The following is a 17,943-nucleotide window of genomic DNA, read 5'->3' as shown; positions in this document are numbered from 1 at the left end:
TAGGCTAGCGATGATTTCTCATCGCTGTGGGCAGACAAAAATAAGAGTTGAACTTGCATAGTCAAGGCACAAAGGAGGCAATACAGATGGCTCCATATCGCGTCCTTGTCGTTGATGATTCGGCCTTTATGCGCAAGATTATATGTGATCTGATCGAGCAGGACAAGCAATTTACCGTGGCTGCTACAGCCAAGACAGGTGCTGAGGCGCTCCTGGCCCTGCAGCAGCATAAACCAGATGTCATTACGATGGATTTGGAAATGCCGGAGATGAACGGCTTGGAGGCTCTTCAACAAATTATGAAGACTCGGCCAACGCCAGTCATCATGCTATCGGGCATCAGCGAGGATGGGACTCGCGAGACGATCAAAGCGCTCCAGCTTGGGGCCTTCGATTTTATCCGCAAGCCGTCGACGACGGTAAGCGCCCAGGAGGTTGGCCATAGTCTCCTCGAAAAAATGACGGCTGCCGTATTGACGGCCAGCAAGCCGTCATCGCCCGTTCGGCCGCCGGCCAAATCCGTCGAGCCTCCCGAGAAGGCAAGAGGAGTGAAGCCAGCTCGCCCTGCGCCAGCTAGTCGGACGCCCAAGCAAGGTGACAAGATCGCTCCTCGGGGGCAGCAGTCACGACCATCTGTTCCTGAACCTGTGCCTGCCAAGGCCCCGATTAAGCCGCCTGCACGACCTGCTGTTTCATTTGTTGGGGAATTCAGTGACATTGTGGCTGTTGGCACTTCGACGGGCGGGCCTAGAGCGCTGCATCAACTGATCGCCGATTTGCCGGCTAATTTTCCGGCACCCGTGCTAGTCGTTCAGCATATGCCCCCCAAATTCACCCGTTCACTTGCTCAGCGTCTTGACAGCTTCAGCAAGCTGCATGTGGTAGAAGCGGAGCAAGGACAGCAGGTGAAGGCTGGAACGGTGTACGTAGCTCCAGGCGGATACCATATGCAACTGTCAGAGCGGGGAGGACAATTCTATATTCAGCTCTCCGAGGACCCGCCCCGTAACGGCCATCGGCCATCCGTGGATGTGTTGTTTGAATCGCTGCTTGCCTATCCGAAGCTGCGCAGACACACCGTTATTATGACAGGGATGGGGAGCGACGGAGCGAAGGCGATGAAGCAGCTTGTGGATCAAGGAATTCCGACTGCTGTTGCTGAGGCGGAAGAAACCTGTGTCGTATTCGGAATGCCGCGCTCCGCGATAGAATCAGGGGCAGCTCGCACCGTATTGCCGCTGCAGGAAATAGCTGGTTTTCTGGTCAGTGTTGTGGATCGAAGGGCATAGCAGCTCGTGATTATACTCTTGGAGGTGTAGAAGCTATGGATATGAACGCCTATTTATCGATGTTTATCGATGAATCCAATGATCATTTGCAGTCTCTTAATGAAAACCTCCTTCAACTGGAAGGAAGCCCGGAAGACTTGAGCATCGTTCAGGTCATTTTTCGTTCAGCGCATACGCTGAAGGGCATGTCGGCAACAATGGGCTTTGAGGATCTGGCTTCATTGACGCATGAAATGGAAAACGTGCTAGATCTGGTGCGCAACAGCAAGCTTAAAATGGACAGCTTTATCTTCGATACGTTGTTCAAGGGGCTGGACGCTCTGGAAGGCATGGTGCAGGATATTGTAGGCGGCGGTACAGGACAGGCGGATGTCAGCACAATTGTAGCTTCGTTGCAGTCGATCGTCAAAGGAGATTACACCGCAGCACCTTCCGCAGCGCCAGCGGTTGCACCAGCAGCAGCTCCACAGGAAGGCCGCGCACCGTCCATGCTGGATGAATTTCAGGCCTCTGTTCTGAAGCAGTCGATGGAGAGTGGTCATCAGGTCTATCATATCCAGGTATTGATTGAGGAAAATTGTATTCTTAAAGCCGCGCGCGCCTATATGGTGTTTGATCTGCTGGAGCGTCATGGTGAAGTTGTACAATCTGTGCCGCCAGTACAGGACATCGAGCAGGACAAGTTCGATCGTTCGTTTACAGTATTCTACATATCTCAACTACCAGGAGATGAGCTGCAGAAGCATATTGCCAATGTCTCCGAGGTCGAAAAAGCGGAAGTTACTGCAATGGACGAGGAATCGCTGGGCATGCTGTCCCGTCCGCAGGTGGCTGAGACGGCAGCTTCGGCTGCGCCTGCTGCTCCGGCATCATCGCCTGCTGCATCCGCGGAGAAGACGGGTCAAGCGCCGGCCAAGCGCCCTGCTGCTACTGGCGGAGCAGTAAACCGCACGATACGCGTTGATATTGAGCGCCTGGATGCGCTGATGAATCTGTTCAGTGAGCTGCTGATTGACCGGGTAAGGCTGGAGCAACTGGCAAGCGAGGTGAAGCGTGCGGACTTGACGGAGACGGTTGAGCATATGACGCGGGTGAGCAGCGATCTGCAAAACATTGTTCTCAAGCTGCGGATGGTGCCTGTCGATTCGGTCTTTAACCGGTTCCCGCGCATGGTGCGCGATGTTGCCAAATCATTGGATAAGAAAGTGGATCTCATTATTACAGGCGCGGAGACGGAGCTCGACCGTACCGTCATTGACGAGATCGGCGATCCACTGGTTCATCTGCTTCGCAACTCTGTTGACCATGGTGTCGAGTCCATCGAGAAGCGGATTGCCGCAGGCAAGCCGGAGACCGGCACGGTACATCTTCGTGCGTACCATAGCGGTAACCATGTCTTTATTGAGATTGAGGATGACGGCAGCGGCATCAATAGGGAGAGGGTGCTCGGCATCGCCATCAAGAACGGCGTGGTAACGGCCGACAAGGCAGCCAGCTTGACCGATGAGGAAGTGTACATGCTGCTGTTTGCTCCAGGCTTCAGTACGGCAGACAAAATCTCGGATATATCGGGAAGAGGCGTAGGTCTGGATGTCGTTATGACGAAGATCACATCGCTCGGCGGCAGTGTCAGCGTAAGCTCTAGATACGGACATGGCACGACCTTCTCGATCCAACTGCCGCTTACGCTCTCGATCATTTGGGCCATGCTTATCCAGCTAGGCTCGGAGAAGTACGCCATCCCGCTCTCCTCGATTGTAGAGACGGCTGTGATCAAGCGTCAGCAAATACGTAAAATTCACGGTAATCGTATGATTGAATTCCGCGGCGCAATCATTCCGGTGTTGTCCCTTAGCCGCATTCTGGAATCTCCCGATTTCGACGAGGATCTGGAGGAAGAATCAGAGATTGTCGTGATTCGCAAGGGCGACAAGTGGGGCGCAGTTGTAGTGGATGAATTTATCGGCCAGAGCGAGATTGTTCTGAAGTCGCTTGGCGGCTATCTGACGAACATACCGACGATCTCGGGAGCTACCATCCTCGGGGACGGCCAGGTCGCTCTAATTATTGATCCGAACGCACTCATCAAATAGGAGGGGTACTCATGGGAGAAGACTTAAAAGTCATTGTCTTTGCACTGGGGAACGAAGAATACGGGGTTGAAGTCGACAAGGTTCGCACGATTGAGAGAATGTGCCCGATTACGCGCGTGCCCAAGACGCCTGCTTTCATCAAAGGGGTCATTAACTTGCGTGGAGTGGTAGTTCCTGTTATTGACTTGCGTGGACGATTCGGTCTGCCGGAGACGGAACCTACGGAAAATTCCAGAATTATCATCGTTGCTGTCAATGAGCTGGAGGTAGGCTTTATCGTCGATTCGGCCAATGATGTCATCGACATCAATACCGATTCGATCGATTCTCCGCCTGAGGTTGTCGGTGGCATCAAAGCGAAATATTTGCGTGGAGTGGCTAAGCTCGGAGAAGAGCGTCTGCTCATTATGCTTAATCTGGCCGAAGTATTGAATCGCAGCGAAATCATTCAGATTGAAGGGTTAGAGGAGTAAGCGGTGAGTCTCTTTAAGCATCTGGCAGGGCTGAAGATGGATGTGTTGAAGGAAGTGGGGAACATTGGAGCGGGCAATGCGGCCACCGCTCTCTCCAGGCTGATCGACAAGCCGGTCGATATGTCTGTTCCTACCGTCACCATCCTGCCCTTCGAAGAAATTGCTGAGCGTGTCGGCGGTTCGGAGCAGGTTGTCGTCGCTGTCTTCTTGCGGGTAGAAGGGGATGCCCCAGGCAATATGTTCTTTATTATTGAAGCGGCCTCCGCCAGACGGCTGCTGCAGCAGCTTCTTTCCCTGGAATCATCAAGCAGTCTGGAGTATTCCGATATGGAGTTATCGACATTGTGCGAGATTGGCAATATCCTGGCAGGCTCCTATCTCTCCTCACTCGCTGATTTTACAGGGCTTTCCATGGCGCCGACTGTACCCGCCATTGCAGTAGATATGGCAGGAGCGATCCTAAGCTATGGCCTTCTGCAATTCGGTCAGATGGGCGACGATGCATTGTTGATCGATACGAGCTTCATGGAAGGGAAGGAGCTGATGCAAGGTCACTTCTTCCTCATCCCTGACCCGGAGTCGTTCGAGAAAATTTTTCGATCTCTGGGAGTGCCTACCGAATGAAACAGGAACAGTTAATTAAGGTTGGCATGGCTGATTTGAACTTTGGTTCCGAGGGAGAAATATTGCGAACGACAGGGCTGGGTTCATGTGTTGGTGTGACTTTGTATGATTCCAAGACGAAAATTGCCGGTATGGCACATGTGATGCTGCCGTCCTCGGACATTGCCAGAGATTCCTCTTATAATATTGCCAAATACGCGGACACGGCTCTTCCCGAGCTGATCAGGCGCATGCTGGCCGCGGGAGCGACGGCGAATCGGATGGTTGCCAAGCTAGCGGGGGGAGCGCAAATGTTCTCCCAGCTTGGCAAATCCGATACCCTGCGCATCGGTCCGCGAAATGTGGAATCCTGCAAACAGATTTTATCGATCTACCCCATCCCCATCATCGGGGAGGACACGGGTGGGAATTATGGGAGAACGATTGAAATTGACAGCATGACCGGTATTCTTCATATTCGGAGTGTCCAGCATGGTGCAAAGGAGTTGTAGCGGTGCTCGGAACGATGCGTTGGAATGTGGCAATCGCTATAATTGGCTGTCTGTTGACATTTGTATTATCAATCGGAAGCAACGGCTTGAGCATAACATTCATTAGAAGCCTGTACGCACTGGGTGCCTGCTTCGTATTAGCTTTTGGGCTGAGGTTTGTACTGCATCAGCTCGCCGTTCGGGAATCGGCGGATGTGGAGCCGGAAGACGACATCAAGGGCGCAGCGCTTGATCTGGCGACGCCTGATGACGAGCAAGATGTCCATCGGCTGCTGCAGCAGCAGCTCGGGGAAGGGGCAGGTCAACCGGAGCAGGGCAGAGATGGCACCTCCTTTCAACCTTTATCGCCGCCTCGAATGGTGTCTGTGAAGGACAAATCCCCGGAGGAACTGGCTGAGGTGGTGCGTCATCTGAAAGATTCGTAGCAGGCATTAGGAGGGTGAGACGATGATCGAGCCGAAGACGCCTCATTTATCCAATTTTGAGATGTGGCAGGGATGGAAAGAGCACGGAGACATCGAGGCGAAGAAATTGTTAATCGAGCATTATCTGCCGCTTGTGGATTATGTGACGAACCGGATGGCCATTGGACTTCCCAAAAATGTCTCAAGAGATGATCTGGCCAGCAATGGCGTGATGGGTTTAATTGATGCGATTGAGAAGTTTGATTACCAGCGGGGGCTGCAATTTGAGACGTATGCATCCTGGCGTATTCGCGGCTCTATTATCGATGGGCTTAGACAGGGCGATTGGGTTCCCCGTTCCATAAGGGAGAAAGCCAAACGAATTGAGGAAGCGTATCAGCATTTGGAGCAGCAATATTTGCGTTCGGTGACGGATGCAGAGATGAGTGCATATCTCAATATTACAGAGAAGGAATTTTTGCACATGCTGCAGGAGATTGCCGTGACAACGGTCTGCTCGCTGGAGGACCCGATTCGCGAGGAAGAGTCGGAGACACGCCTGACGCTGCTGGTGGATGAGAAAGCCAAAAATCCAGATTACAAAATTCATGAATTCTATATTAAGAGTGCGCTGATCAAAGGAATTGAACGTCTTACAGAGAAAGAGCGCATCGTGGTTTCCTTATTCTACTATGAAGAGCTGTCGTTAAGCGAAATTGCCGAGGTGATGTCCTTGTCGCCCTCGCGCATCTCGCAACTACACTCCAAAGCCATATTGCGGCTGCGGGGGACGCTGTCGAAGCATAGGGATCAGCTTATGGAAAAATAAGCTAACAGGAGGGATAGGTAGTATGCCAGTTGAAATGCCGTTAGATGGGAATGCCGAAGTATTGGTTTCAGAAGACTTGTTGTCTGCTTCCCTGTATTTTAAACAGGTCGATCCGGATAGTATATTGGATTATAAGGAACTGGAGAAGTGGCTACATACCAACAACATCGTTCACGGCATCAACATAGAGCTGCTTCGAGTCATTGCCGCGTCGCCGGCCTCATATTGCGCCCAACCGGTCATTATTGCAGAGGGCACGCCGGCGGTGGACGGCGTGAACGGCAAGGTGGAATATATCTATAACATGGATGACGACTTTGCGGGGCCGGCTAAGCTGGATAACGGCAAGGTCGACTTTCGAGAGGTGACGACACTTCGCAATGTCAAGCGCGGTCAACTGATTGCCCGCAAGATTTCGCCGGAGCCCGCCCAAGCTGGTATCAAGGTGAACGGGGAAACCATCCCCGCCAAGGATGGCAAGGAGGCGCGCTTCAAAATCGGGAAAAACGTGGTGATCGGACCCGACGGCATGTCGCTGTACGCAGCGATTGACGGCATCTTGACGAAGACAGAGCGAGATAAGATCAACGTTTTTCCAGTTTATGAAGTGAATGGGGATGTGGATTATAAAATTGGAAATATCGATTTCGTCGGTACGGTTGTCATCCGTGGCAATGTGCTGAGTGGCTTCCGAGTGCACGCCTCAGGGGATATTCGCATTATCGGCGGCGTCGAGGGCGCGGAGATTGATAGCGACGGTTCGATCGAGATTACCGGAGGAGTCATGGGTGCCGGCAAGGGGCACATCCGCGCAGGACAAAATGTAAAATGCTCGTTCGTTCAGGAAGGCAATATTACAGCGGGCGAGGATGTTATTGTATCTCAGAGTATACTGCATTCCCACGTGATGGCAGGGCGCAATGTGCTCTGTGTTGGCAACAAGGGGCTTATCGTCGGGGGACATATTCAGGCAGGTGAGAGGCTGACCGCACGCATCATCGGCAACTCGACCTCCACCGCGACAGAGATTTCCGTTGGCGTTAAGCCGGAGATGCGCTCCCAGTTGAACCGGCTGCGCGCGGAGGTACGCGAGTTAGTCACCAACCTGGACAAGACCGAGAAGGCGCTGGTGTTGCTCGATCAGCTCGCAGCGGCCGGACAATTGTCGGCAGAACGACTGGAGATGCGGGCCAAGCTGAATATTACCAAGAAGCAGGGACAGGAGCAGGAGCGAGCACTCAAGCAGGAGCTGCTGGAGATTGAGAAGTCGCTTGAGGATACAACCACAGCATGTGTGGAAGTGAAGCAGGCGATCTTTGGAGGCACGAAGATTGTAATCGGGCGCTATACACGCTTCGTGAAGGAACGGGCAGAACGCATCAAATTCCATTATGCGGACGGGGACGTGACGATGTCGCCTCTGTTGTAGCACATAGGGAAGCGGAATGATTGTTCGGCAATCCTATGCGACATCATAAGAACTGCGGGTGAAAAGTGTGGATCAACCATGGCATTATCTTGTTCTGCTTGGCGCATTTGTTATTGTACTTTCATTCGCCATGCCGAAGCGATCAAGACCATCGGCGCCGGTCGGCGACATGGAGCTTGCGCTGGAGCAGTTCATGCAGTCAATAGAAGAGGAAAATAAAGAGCTGGCGAACATCGTAGGGGCCGCGCAGCGCGAGCAAAAGGAGGCGCTTTCGTCCAGCGAGCAGCGGATCGCCGCGCTGGAGAAACGCTCCGAAGAATTACAACGCCGCTACGTGGAGCTGGAGCAGCAGCTTGGGGAGCAGATCAAGCTTCACCAGGCCGAGGTGGCTGCCAAGCTGAGCGAGCTGGGAAGCCGCCAGCAGGTGCACGCCGACACAGGCGCTGCCTCGCCATTGCCGGCCGAGGAGGAGATCCCCGTCTCAGACCGGATCAGCGATCGTTATGCCGATCTGCTCGCTATGCATCATCAGGGCAAGTCCATGGAGTACATCGCCAAGAAGCTGGGGCTGAACAAGGGCGAGGTTCAACTGATCGTCCAGCTTTCTGCACAGGAGGAGCGTCACCGTGCTTAAAGACCGTTCATTTGTATTGGGACTCGGCGTTGGCTTAATCGCCGGTGTGTTGATGCTGCAGCTCATGCTCGTTGCGGATGTGCAGCAGGAGCGCACAGAGCAGATCGAAGCTCAAATTACGAGCAGCGACACCTTGAACGATGGGGCGGCTCAGGCAGAGCATGAAGAGCAAGCCAAGCTGCTGCAGGAGACTCAGGCAGAGCTGGAGGCGCTGAAGCAGGAGAAGGAACGGCTGCTCAAGGAGCAGGACGAGAAAGTGAAGACAGCGCTAGCGGAGCAGCTTGAGCAAGCGAGGCAGGAGCAGGCCGAGGCGCCTGCTGTGCGCGCGATTAACGTAAAGAGGGGCATGAATATGAGTGCGATCGCCGAGCTGCTGCAGGACGCGGCCTTGATTGAGGATGCGTCCGTCTTTCTCAAGGAGACACAGCTTGACCGCAATCGGATTCGCAACGGCAAATATTATTTTTCCGGCGCCCCGGATGCGCAGCAGATTCAGAAGATATTGCTGGCTGATCCGCAGCGGTCCAAGCCGAAGCAGTAGCTATCATAGCTTATGAAGAGCGAGGATGCTATGCATTCATAGATTTGTTGAAGGTTTAGTTGCATAAGGTTGTTCAAATATGGTATAGTAATTGACGGTGTTAAAAACACACGCTGATTAATTTTGTCAAGGGTGCTTGCCCTGGTGGCGAGTTTTGGCAGAAGATGCGGTCAGCGGAGGTCATCCTAAAAAAACCAATGCACAGGAGGTGTTGTTGATATGGCGGTAATTTCCATGAAACAGCTACTTGAAGCTGGGGTTCACTTTGGTCATCAGACTCGTCGTTGGAACCCTAAGATGGATCGTTATATCTTCACAGAAAGAAACGGAATTTACATTATTGATCTGCAAAAAACAGTGAAAAAAGTTGAGGAAGCCTACAACTTTGTTCGCTCGATCGCAGAAGAAGGCGGAACCGTACTGTTCGTCGGTACGAAGAAGCAAGCTCAGGATTCTGTTAAAGAAGAAGCTGAGCGCTGCGGCAACTTCTACATTAACCAACGCTGGTTGGGTGGCACATTGACCAACTTCCAGACGATCCAAAAACGGATCGACCGTCTGCGCCAGCTTGAGAAATGGGAAGAGGACGGCACATTTGAAGTGCTGCCTAAGAAAGAAGTTATCATTCTGCGCAAAGAAAAAGACCGTCTGGAGAAATTCCTGGGCGGAATTAAAGGCATGAAAGGGCTGCCTAGCGCACTGTTCATCATCGATCCTCGCAAAGAGCGTATCGCTGTTGCAGAAGCGCGTAAACTTGGTATCCCAATCGTAGGTATCGTGGATACGAACTGCGACCCAGACGAAATCGACTACGTCATTCCAGGTAATGACGATGCGATCCGTGCGGTGAAGCTGCTGACTGCGAAGATGGCAGACGCAATCGTAGAAGCAAACCAAGGCGAGCAAACAACGGCTTAATTGCTGCGGTTGATCATATAGCCTTCAAGCGATGAATATGGAACCGGCGTGATGCTCTCTCTAACGGAGCGTGCGCCGCGTACACAGGAAAGGGTGGTCAGAAGGTGAATAACCTCTCACCGCCCTTTTTTTAGAAGCTAAGAGCAAATTGAATTCGTGAGCTGTGGCGCGGAAGTGCTATAGCCTACATATTATAATATTCAGGAGGGTTAACAATGGCGGTAAGTGCGAGTGCAGTAAAAGAACTGCGTGAAAAGACAGGCGCTGGAATGTTGGATTGCAAAAAGGCTTTGGATGAGGCAAATGGCGATATGCAAAAAGCTATCGACCTGCTGCGGGAGAAAGGTCTTGCTGCAGCAGCAAACAAAGCTGGACGCGCAGCTACAGAGGGCGTAGTTGAATCCTACATTCACGCTGGCGGACGTATTGGTGTACTGGTTGAAGTCAACTGTGAGACAGACTTCGTTGCGAAAACGGATCAATTCCGTGATTTCGTTAAAGATATTGCGATGCAGATCGCTGCTGCTAATCCGAAATATGTTCGCCGTGAGGAAGTTGACGGCTCCGAGCTGGACAAAGAGCGCGAAATTCTGACAGCTCAAGCGCTGAACGAGGGCAAGCCTGCTCACATCGTTGAGAAAATGGTAGAAGGCCGTCTTGGCAAATACTATGAAGAGTTCTGTCTGATGGAGCAAAGCTTCATTAAAGACCCTGACAAAACCGTATCTGAGCTTCTGAACGAGAAGATCAGCAAAATCGGTGAAAATATTTCGATCCGTCGCTTTGTCCGCTTTGAGCTGGGAGAGGGACTGGAGAAAAAACAAGATAACTTCGTTGAAGAGGTTATGTCTCAAGCTAAGCTTTAATCCGAACGCGGGGAGGGGGCGGGGCGGCTCGGCCGCCTCGCCCGCTTTATTGAACCGAGGTAATAGGCAGTAGACTTGCCGCGGCGAGCGGTATAGGACATGGATGATTAAAGTCAACCTCTAGCGAGGTAAGAGGGTGGAGGTTAGAGAAGTGGAACAACCTGTATACAAACGTATTGTATTAAAGGTGAGCGGAGAGTCTCTCTCTGGTCAGAATGGCTACGGAATCGATGCGGAGATGATCTCATCCATTGCCGAGCAGGTCAAGGAAGTGGTGGAGCTTAATGTTGAAGTGGCGATCGTCGTTGGTGGAGGCAACATCTGGCGGGGAATCGCCGGTTCGGCCAAGGGCATTGACCGTGCAACCGCAGATTACATGGGCATGCTGGCGACAGTAATGAATTCATTGGCTCTGCAAGATGCGCTGGAGCAGATCGAAGTGCCTACTCGGGTACAAACCTCGATTGCCATGCAGCAGATCGCTGAGCCCTACATTCGCCGCCGTGCGATCCGCCATCTTGAAAAAGGACGCGTCGTTATTTTTGCGGCCGGTACAGGCAACCCGTTCTTCTCCACAGACACGACAGCAGCGCTGCGTGCGGCTGAGATTGAAGCAGAGGTTATACTGATGGCGAAAAACAAGGTGGACGGTGTATATTCTGCTGATCCGTTCAAGGATGCTACCGCCGAGAAATTCGAGCAGCTCACCTATCTGGAGGTGCTTAACCGGAATCTGGGCGTGATGGACTCCACCGCTTCGTCACTGTGCATGGACAATAATATTCCGCTTGTAGTGTTCTCGATTACCGAGAGCGGCAACATTAAGCGGGTTGTGCTAGGTGAAAAAATCGGGACGATTGTGAAAGGAAGTGTGAGCTAATGCCACAATCCATCAAGAAGAATGCAGAGGAAAGAATGGAGAAGGCCATAGGGTCTCTCAAGCGCGACCTGGCTACCTTGCGCGCTGGACGCGCAACACCGTCACTTCTTGACCGTGTTCAGGTTGAATATTATGGTGCGATGACGCCAGTCAACCAACTGGCCAACATTACTACGCCAGATTCCAGAACACTCATTATTCAGCCATGGGACAAAAGCTCGCTAGCAGCGATTGAGAAGGCGATTATGAAGTCCGATCTGGGGCTGACACCATCTAATGACGGCAGCATCATTCGGCTGGGCATCCCAGCGCTGACCGAGGAGCGTCGTGCGGAGCTGGTAAAATCAACGAAGAAATATGGCGAGGAGTCGAAGGTAGCGATTCGCAACATTCGCCGCGATGCGAACGATGAGATCAAGAAGCTGGAGAAGACGGACATCTCTGAGGACGAGTCCCGTCGCCACCAGGAGGATATTCAAAAGCTGACAGATCGCTTCATCGCTGAGGTTGATAAAGTGTTGGTCAGCAAAGAAAAAGAGATCATGGAAGTTTAAAATAGTAACCAGCCCCTCCAAACCAGGTGGGGTTTGTTGTATACTTAAACCTTATGGACGGTATCGTTCCCTGATACAGGACAATGGGCATACGTTATGCTTGTGAAGTCCCGGGTGGGAGGAAATAGAATGTTAAAGCGGTTGAAAAATTGGTTTAAAAAACCGTTATCCATCCGAGAGGAACAACTGCAGAATGATAATATTCCGCAGCATGTTGCCATTATTATGGATGGGAACGGGCGGTGGGCGAAGAGCCGCGGCTTGCCCCGCATGGCGGGACATCATTCCGGCATGAAGGCGGTCAAGCGTATTACGATGGCGGCTGATCGACTTGGCGTAAAATATTTAACCCTTTACGCTTTTTCAACGGAAAACTGGAAGCGGCCCAAGGCAGAGGTAGATTTCCTGATGAAGCTGCCCCAGGAGTTTCTGTCCATTGAGTTGGATGACCTGATCAAAAATAATGTTCAAGTACGCATGATGGGCTATCGGGAGGATCTGCCGAGTCATACATTGCGGGCTGTGGAGGAAGCGATTGAGAAGACCCGCGGCAATACGGGGCTGGTGCTCAATTTTGCCTTGAATTATGGCAGTCGCAAAGAAATGGTAGATGCTGTGCGCGCCATAGCGGAGGAAGTGAAGGCAGGTCGTCTGGAATGCGCGGCTATATCGGAGCGCGATCTGGACGGTCATTTGCTATCAAGCGATATTCCTGACCCCGATCTGCTGATTCGAACGAGCGGCGAGCTGCGTATTAGCAACTTCATGCTGTGGCAGTTGGCTTACAGTGAACTGTGGTTTACGGATGTTTATTGGCCGGAGTTTATGGATGAGCATTTCTATGAAGCCATTCGTGAATATCAGCGTCGCGCCCGCAGGTACGGTGGGCTGTAGAGAAGCGGAGTGTGCCTAATGTGAAACAACGAATAATAACAGGTGTCATCGCTGGAGCCGGTTTCCTTGCCTTGCTAATCGCAGGCGGCTCGGCATACATAGTATTGCTGCTTGCGCTTGCGCTTGTCGGCTATTGGGAATTTGTGCGAATGAATGGTCTGAGGTGGAGTCACCCGGCTGCATTAGTCGGGTTCCTGAGCGTGGCAGCGATCGTATGGCCATGGCAAATCAACGTGTTTGTAACCTTGCAGACAAGTGAGCTGCTCTGGTTGGTGATGCTGCTTCTGCTGACGATTACGGTGTTGACGAAGAACAGGACGACGATTGATCATGCGGCGAACCTGCTGCTGGGCGTCGTGTATATCGGCTTTGGCTTTTCGGCGATGCTGGATGTTCGATTAATGGAAGGGAACGGCCTGTTGGCCACATTCCTTGCGTTTGCCTGCATCTGGTCTTCCGATATTGGAGCGTACTTCTTCGGCAAGGCCCTCGGGCGTAATAAGCTGTGGCCGGCCATCTCACCGAATAAGACAGTAGAGGGCGCGCTTGGCGGTGTTATGCTATCGCTGGCTGTGGGCCTGTTGTTCGCGCTGTTTGCGCCGGACCTCGTCAGCATCGGACAAGCGCTGGCCATTGGTGCAGTAAGTGCATGCGCAGGGCAGATGGGGGACCTGATTCAATCCGCATATAAGCGGGTCAGAGGAATTAAAGATACGGGCTCGATTTTGCCTGGACATGGAGGCGTGCTTGACCGCTGTGACAGTTGGTTGATCGTCTATCCAATTCTTGTCTTCAGCGGCCTGTTGTCCTAGACCAAGGAGGCAATCTGAACATGAAAAAAATTAGCATATTAGGCTCCACCGGTTCGATTGGCACGCAAACGCTTGATGTCGTGTCCGCCCATCCGGGTCAATATGAAGTCGTGGCTCTTACTGCGGGCTCCAATGTGGAGCTGCTTGCAGAGCAAGCACGTCGTTATCGCCCGAAGCTGGTGGCGCTCGCAGACAAAGCAGCCGCTGAGCGCGCTCGCCTGCTCGTTCCCGCAGACATCCAGGTTGTGCATGGCGAGGAGGGCATCATCGAAGCGGCGGCAGCAACTGGCGCGGACATCGTCGTGACAGCGCTGCTGGGAAGCTGCGGCCTGCGCCCGACGATTGCAGCGATTGAGGCTGGCATTACCATCGGACTTGCCAACAAGGAAACGCTGGTAACAGCAGGCCATATCATCATGGAGCTGGCTGCCAGGAAGCAGGTGGCCATCCTGCCGGTAGACAGCGAGCATTCGGCTATCTTCCAATGCTTGAATGGCGAACCGCGTGAGGCATTGCGCAAGCTTGTGATCACCGCCTCAGGCGGCTCATTCCGCGACCGGTCGCGTGATCAATTGGCGGATGTGACAGTCGAGCAGGCGCTCAAGCATCCGAATTGGTCGATGGGGGCCAAGATTACGATTGATTCTGCCACGATGGTCAATAAAGGGCTGGAAATTATCGAGGCTCACTGGCTATTTGGCACAAGCTATGATCAGATTGAGGTACTTATCCATCCCGAGAGCATTATCCATTCCTTTGTCGAGTTTGTAGACAGCAGTATCATCGCCCAGATGGGACAGCCTGATATGCGTGTGCCGATACAGTACGCGCTCACCTATCCGCGGCGTGATCCGAATCCGGCAAGCCCGCTTGACCTGGCCAAGCTCGGCAGCCTCAACTTCAAGGCACTCGACATGCAGCGCTATCCATGTGTAGCGATGGCGTATGCTTGCGGTCGTGCCGGCGGCTCGGCGCCGACCGTATTCAATGCCGCCAATGAGGTGGCAGTATCCCGCTTCCTGAACAGAGAAATCGGCTTCCTCGATATTGAGCGCATATTGGAGCAGATATTGGAGCGGCATGAGGTTGTCGCGCTTGACGATGTCCGGGCAATCGAGGAGATGGATGCCTGGGCTCGCCGGGAGGCGTCCAGCTTGTAGAGCATGACCCTGTTCTTTCCTACGGTTCTCTTGAATCCAGGTGGAGAATAATGATAATCTAGGTACATGCCGTGATAAACAGGGAGGCAGGACGAACGTGGAAATGGTTCAAAATATCGTACTGACGGTGCTTGTCTTTTTTGTCATTGTGTCCATTCATGAATGGGGACACTTCTATTTTGCCAAGCGGGCAGGCATCCTGGTCAGAGAATTTGCCATTGGCTTTGGACCTAAGCTGTTCTCAGTCAAAAAGGGGGAGACGCGCTACACCCTCCGCTTGATTCCTGCCGGGGGCTTTGTCCGCATGGCTGGCGAAGACCCTGAGATTGTCGAGGTGCAGCCTGGCCAGACCATTGCCGTAAGAGTCCTTGATGACAAGGTAACGCGCATCTATCTGGATCGTCTGGATGAGCGCAGCAATGTAATCCGCGGCGAGGTCGAATCGATTGATCTGGAGCATGCCTTGACGGTCGTGCTGCAGGTGGATGGCGAGCCGGAGAGGCTGTCCATTCATCCCCAGGCGTTGATGGTATCCAAGGGCAGAGAAACCCAGATCGCTCCGCATAACCGCCAATTCGGCAGCAAGACGGTCGCACAGCGCGCGCTTGCGATTTTCGCTGGCCCGTTGATGAATTTTGTGCTCGCATTCGTGCTATTTGCTGTCTACATTCAGATGACAGGTATAGCTACCGGCAATCCCGATAAGGTCTTTATCGGCGAGATTTTGGAGGGGCGTCCCGCAGCGCAGGCTAACCTGCAGGTGGGGGATGAGATCAAGACGATCAACGGGGTGCAGATTGGCGGCGACTACGAGAAGATGATCGCCATGATCGGAGAATCGGCCGATAAGGAGATGACCTGGACGGTTCTCCGCGATGGCAAGACCGTAGAGCTGACTATTACGCCAGCGCTTGATCCCGAGGCCAAAGCAGGCAAGGTAGGCATCAGCCCCAAATTTGACGTACCTACGCGAACGCCTGGTGTTGGCGAGACAATTACGTATGCGGCTAAAGCGATGAAAAATATGACGGTTCTCATATTCGACAGCTTCAAAATGCTCATTACCGGGCAGTTTAAGCTGGATGATCTGGGCGGGCCGGTACGAACGGCGGAGATTACGAGTCAGATCGCCAGCAGAGGCATCGAGCAATTGACCTCGTGGACAGCGCTGCTCAGTCTTTATCTCGGGATATTCAATCTGCTTCCGATCCCTGCGCTGGACGGCAGTCGCCTGATCTTCCTCGGTCTGGAGGCGGTTCGCGGGCGTCCGATTGATCCTAACCGGGAAAGCATGGTTCATTTTATCGGCTTCGCGATGCTGATGCTGCTGATGCTGGCAGTGACGTATAATGATGTGATGCGGCTGGTGAAGGGCTAGCAGCATTCTGCTTGAAGCGGCTTGGCGTATGCTAGCCGTCCGAACAACTTTGTTGCGAGACGGATTCACCCTGGCGCCTGCGGGCGCCTTGGCTCCGTTTACGCTAGTTATAATGGGAGGCCCCTATGTCAAAGGATAAACAATTCGTCACCGAAATCACGCCGCAGAGCGAGGATTTCTCCAGATGGTATATTGATACGATCAAGAAGGCTGAGCTGATGGACTATTCGCCTGTGCGCGGCTGCATCGTATTCCGCCCGGAGGGCTATGAGCTGTGGGAAAATATTCAGCGCGAGCTGGATGCGCGCTTCAAGGCAACCGGTCACCGCAACGCTTACTTCCCGCTGTTCATTCCCGAGAGCTTCTTCCAAAAGGAAAAAGAGCATGTCGAGGGCTTCAATCCAGAGCTGCCGTGGGTTACCGAAGCTGCGGGCGAGGTGCTCGAGGAGCGTCTGGCTATTCGCCCGACCTCGGAGACGATGATCGGTCATATGTATGCCAAATGGATTCAATCCTATCGTGATCTGCCGCTGCTGATCAACCAGTGGGCGAACGTCGTTCGCTGGGAGAAGCGGACGCTGCCGTTTTTGCGGACAAGCGAGTTTCTGTGGCAGGAGGGTCATACGGCGCATGAGACGGAGGAGGAGGCTCGTCAGGAGACGATGCAGATGCTGGAGATCTACCGTGATTTCGTCGAGAGCTTCCTGGCCATTCCGGTGATCGTCGGCCAGAAGACCCCTTCGGAGAAGTTCGCGGGTGCGGTGGACACGTATTCGATCGAGGCGATGATGAAGGACGGCCGTGCTGTTCAAGCAGGCACCTCACATTATTTGGGTACCAACTTTGCTGTAGCATTTGATATTAAATATCTTGACCGTGAAAATACACTTCAATTCGCGCATACCACCTCCTGGGGAGTCAGCACCCGCCTGATCGGAGCGCTTATTATGGTACATGGGGATGACCGTGGTCTGGCGTTGCCGCCTAAGGTTGCGCCTACACAGGTCATTATGATTCCGATCGGGCCAGCGAAGACGCGCGAGCAGGTTGTGGGCCGCGTCGATGAGCTGTATGCCGAGCTGAAGCAGGCAGGCATCCGCGTTCGTGTGGACGACCGCTCCGATGTGAGCCCAGGCTGGAAGTTCAATGAGTATGAGATGCGCGGCGTGCCGGTTCGTCTAGAGCTTGGGCCACGCGATATGGAGAATGGTCAGGTTGTGCTCGTCTCCCGCATCAGCGGAGAGAAGCGTGTTGTGCAGCAGGCCAATCTGGTGGAGGAAGTGCAGCAGATGCTTGAGGATACACAGCAGGCGATGTACGAGAAGGCGAAGCAGTTCCGTGAGGATAACTTCAAATCTGTCGATACGCTTGATGAGATGAAGGCGCTGCTTGAGGAGAAGCGTGGCTTCGTTGAGGCGGGCTGGTGCGGCTCTGCCGCATGCGAGCAGCAGGTGAAGGAAGAGACAGGCGCGACCAGCCGCAATATTCCGTTCTCGCCTGCCTCGTCCAAGGAGAGCTGTCTGGTGTGCGGCGAGAAGGCTGCGCATACGGTCGTGTTTGCAAGAGCGTACTAGGTCGTGTCTGAAAACCCGTTCAAGGGCATCTCTCCCCGCCTTTTCGCCCCATGCTGCGTTGCTTTTTCGCAGGCGCACCCCCGGTACGCCTGCGAAAAAG

19 protein-coding genes are annotated in these 17,943 nt (G+C 53.2%); all 19 read left to right on the top strand.

What is annotated here, in order from left to right:
• Positions 1 to 86 precede the first annotated feature (86 nt).
• The 19 genes from ACY1JZ_RS18510 to proS all read left to right on the top strand — a co-directional run bounded on the left by ACY1JZ_RS18510 (position 87) and on the right by proS (position 17,843).
• The gene (locus ACY1JZ_RS18510) at positions 87 to 1,289 is read left to right on the top strand and encodes a protein-glutamate methylesterase/protein-glutamine glutaminase (RefSeq protein WP_462630426.1); all 1,203 of its coding nucleotides are present in this window, start codon (positions 87 to 89) and stop codon (positions 1,287 to 1,289) included.
• A gap of 35 nt (positions 1,290 to 1,324) precedes the next feature.
• Positions 1,325 to 3,382 carry a chemotaxis protein CheA gene (locus tag ACY1JZ_RS18505; RefSeq protein ID WP_462630425.1) on the top strand — a complete coding sequence of 686 codons (2,058 nt, stop codon included), beginning with the start codon at positions 1,325 to 1,327 and terminating at the stop codon, positions 3,380 to 3,382.
• A gap of 11 nt (positions 3,383 to 3,393) precedes the next feature.
• On the top strand, positions 3,394 to 3,855 hold the full coding sequence (locus tag ACY1JZ_RS18500) for a chemotaxis protein CheW (protein ID WP_270171828.1): 462 nt from the start codon (positions 3,394 to 3,396) through the stop codon (positions 3,853 to 3,855).
• A gap of 36 nt (positions 3,856 to 3,891) precedes the next feature.
• Positions 3,892 to 4,479 (top strand): chemotaxis protein CheC, encoded by a 588-nt coding sequence (locus ACY1JZ_RS18495; RefSeq protein WP_442954916.1) that lies wholly within the window; start codon positions 3,892 to 3,894, stop codon positions 4,477 to 4,479.
• Positions 4,476 to 4,970 (top strand): chemotaxis protein CheD, encoded by a 495-nt coding sequence (locus ACY1JZ_RS18490; RefSeq protein ID WP_270171824.1) that lies wholly within the window; start codon positions 4,476 to 4,478, stop codon positions 4,968 to 4,970. The genes ACY1JZ_RS18495 and ACY1JZ_RS18490 overlap by 4 nt, the downstream gene beginning before the upstream one ends.
• 86 nt (positions 4,971 to 5,056) lie before the next feature.
• Complete coding sequence (locus ACY1JZ_RS18485) at positions 5,057 to 5,395, top strand: hypothetical protein (protein ID WP_462630423.1); 339 nt, start codon at positions 5,057 to 5,059, stop codon at positions 5,393 to 5,395.
• 22 nt (positions 5,396 to 5,417) lie between these two features.
• Entirely contained in the window at positions 5,418 to 6,203 is a 786-nt protein-coding gene (locus ACY1JZ_RS18480) for a FliA/WhiG family RNA polymerase sigma factor (protein WP_270171820.1), read from the top strand.
• A 22-nt stretch (positions 6,204 to 6,225) separates the two neighbouring features.
• On the top strand, positions 6,226 to 7,632 hold the full coding sequence (locus tag ACY1JZ_RS18475; protein ID WP_462630422.1) for a flagellar assembly protein A: 1,407 nt from the start codon (positions 6,226 to 6,228) through the stop codon (positions 7,630 to 7,632).
• 67 nt (positions 7,633 to 7,699) lie between these two features.
• Positions 7,700 to 8,266 carry a DUF6115 domain-containing protein gene (locus tag ACY1JZ_RS18470; RefSeq protein WP_462630421.1) on the top strand — a complete coding sequence of 189 codons (567 nt, stop codon included), beginning with the start codon at positions 7,700 to 7,702 and terminating at the stop codon, positions 8,264 to 8,266.
• On the top strand, positions 8,259 to 8,807 hold the full coding sequence (locus ACY1JZ_RS18465; RefSeq protein ID WP_462630419.1) for a hypothetical protein: 549 nt from the start codon (positions 8,259 to 8,261) through the stop codon (positions 8,805 to 8,807). Before ACY1JZ_RS18470 ends, ACY1JZ_RS18465 begins: the two co-directional genes overlap by 8 nt.
• A gap of 219 nt (positions 8,808 to 9,026) precedes the next feature.
• Positions 9,027 to 9,725 carry a 30S ribosomal protein S2 gene (gene rpsB, locus ACY1JZ_RS18460; RefSeq protein WP_270171812.1) on the top strand — a complete coding sequence of 233 codons (699 nt, stop codon included), beginning with the start codon at positions 9,027 to 9,029 and terminating at the stop codon, positions 9,723 to 9,725.
• Positions 9,726 to 9,940: 215 nt separating this feature from the next.
• Positions 9,941 to 10,591, top strand: a complete 651-nt coding sequence (tsf, locus tag ACY1JZ_RS18455) for a translation elongation factor Ts (RefSeq protein ID WP_270171810.1) — start codon at positions 9,941 to 9,943, stop codon at positions 10,589 to 10,591.
• 151 nt (positions 10,592 to 10,742) lie between these two features.
• Positions 10,743 to 11,471, top strand: coding sequence for a UMP kinase (pyrH, locus tag ACY1JZ_RS18450; protein ID WP_270171808.1), 729 nt, complete (start codon positions 10,743 to 10,745; stop codon positions 11,469 to 11,471).
• Positions 11,471 to 12,025, top strand: coding sequence for a ribosome recycling factor (frr, locus tag ACY1JZ_RS18445; protein ID WP_270171806.1), 555 nt, complete (start codon positions 11,471 to 11,473; stop codon positions 12,023 to 12,025). Before pyrH ends, frr begins: the two co-directional genes overlap by 1 nt.
• A 129-nt stretch (positions 12,026 to 12,154) precedes the next feature.
• Positions 12,155 to 12,919 (top strand): undecaprenyl pyrophosphate synthase, encoded by a 765-nt coding sequence (uppS, locus tag ACY1JZ_RS18440; protein WP_270171804.1) that lies wholly within the window; start codon positions 12,155 to 12,157, stop codon positions 12,917 to 12,919.
• Between the two features lie 20 nt (positions 12,920 to 12,939).
• Positions 12,940 to 13,731 carry a phosphatidate cytidylyltransferase gene (locus ACY1JZ_RS18435; RefSeq protein ID WP_270171802.1) on the top strand — a complete coding sequence of 264 codons (792 nt, stop codon included), beginning with the start codon at positions 12,940 to 12,942 and terminating at the stop codon, positions 13,729 to 13,731.
• A 20-nt stretch (positions 13,732 to 13,751) separates the two neighbouring features.
• A complete protein-coding gene (locus ACY1JZ_RS18430; RefSeq protein WP_270171800.1) occupies positions 13,752 to 14,891 on the top strand; it encodes a 1-deoxy-D-xylulose-5-phosphate reductoisomerase in 1,140 nt (379 codons plus the stop codon).
• 97 nt (positions 14,892 to 14,988) lie between these two features.
• Positions 14,989 to 16,269: an RIP metalloprotease RseP gene (rseP, locus tag ACY1JZ_RS18425; protein WP_462630417.1), complete on the top strand. Its 1,281-nt coding sequence runs from the start codon at positions 14,989 to 14,991 to the stop codon at positions 16,267 to 16,269.
• Between the two features lie 125 nt (positions 16,270 to 16,394).
• Positions 16,395 to 17,843, top strand: a complete 1,449-nt coding sequence (gene proS, locus ACY1JZ_RS18420) for a proline--tRNA ligase (protein WP_270171796.1) — start codon at positions 16,395 to 16,397, stop codon at positions 17,841 to 17,843.
• The last annotated feature ends 100 nt before the right edge of the window (positions 17,844 to 17,943 follow it).

Source organism: Paenibacillus sp. J5 (genome assembly GCF_054955055.1).
This window is presented reverse-complemented; position numbering and strand designations above follow the sequence as displayed.

Coding starts and splice junctions, on each gene's coding strand:
- ACY1JZ_RS18510 (WP_462630426.1), top strand. CDS start 87: ATGGCTCCATATCGCGTCCTTGTCGTTGATGATTCGGCCTTTATGCGC.
- ACY1JZ_RS18505 (WP_462630425.1), top strand. CDS start 1,325: ATGGATATGAACGCCTATTTATCGATGTTTATCGATGAATCCAATGAT.
- ACY1JZ_RS18500 (WP_270171828.1), top strand. CDS start 3,394: ATGGGAGAAGACTTAAAAGTCATTGTCTTTGCACTGGGGAACGAAGAA.
- ACY1JZ_RS18495 (WP_442954916.1), top strand. CDS start 3,892: ATGGATGTGTTGAAGGAAGTGGGGAACATTGGAGCGGGCAATGCGGCC.
- ACY1JZ_RS18490 (WP_270171824.1), top strand. CDS start 4,476: ATGAAACAGGAACAGTTAATTAAGGTTGGCATGGCTGATTTGAACTTT.
- ACY1JZ_RS18480 (WP_270171820.1), top strand. CDS start 5,418: ATGATCGAGCCGAAGACGCCTCATTTATCCAATTTTGAGATGTGGCAG.
- ACY1JZ_RS18475 (WP_462630422.1), top strand. CDS start 6,226: ATGCCAGTTGAAATGCCGTTAGATGGGAATGCCGAAGTATTGGTTTCA.
- rpsB (WP_270171812.1), top strand. CDS start 9,027: ATGGCGGTAATTTCCATGAAACAGCTACTTGAAGCTGGGGTTCACTTT.
- tsf (WP_270171810.1), top strand. CDS start 9,941: ATGGCGGTAAGTGCGAGTGCAGTAAAAGAACTGCGTGAAAAGACAGGC.
- frr (WP_270171806.1), top strand. CDS start 11,471: ATGCCACAATCCATCAAGAAGAATGCAGAGGAAAGAATGGAGAAGGCC.
- uppS (WP_270171804.1), top strand. CDS start 12,155: ATGTTAAAGCGGTTGAAAAATTGGTTTAAAAAACCGTTATCCATCCGA.
- ACY1JZ_RS18430 (WP_270171800.1), top strand. CDS start 13,752: ATGAAAAAAATTAGCATATTAGGCTCCACCGGTTCGATTGGCACGCAA.
- proS (WP_270171796.1), top strand. CDS start 16,395: ATGTCAAAGGATAAACAATTCGTCACCGAAATCACGCCGCAGAGCGAG.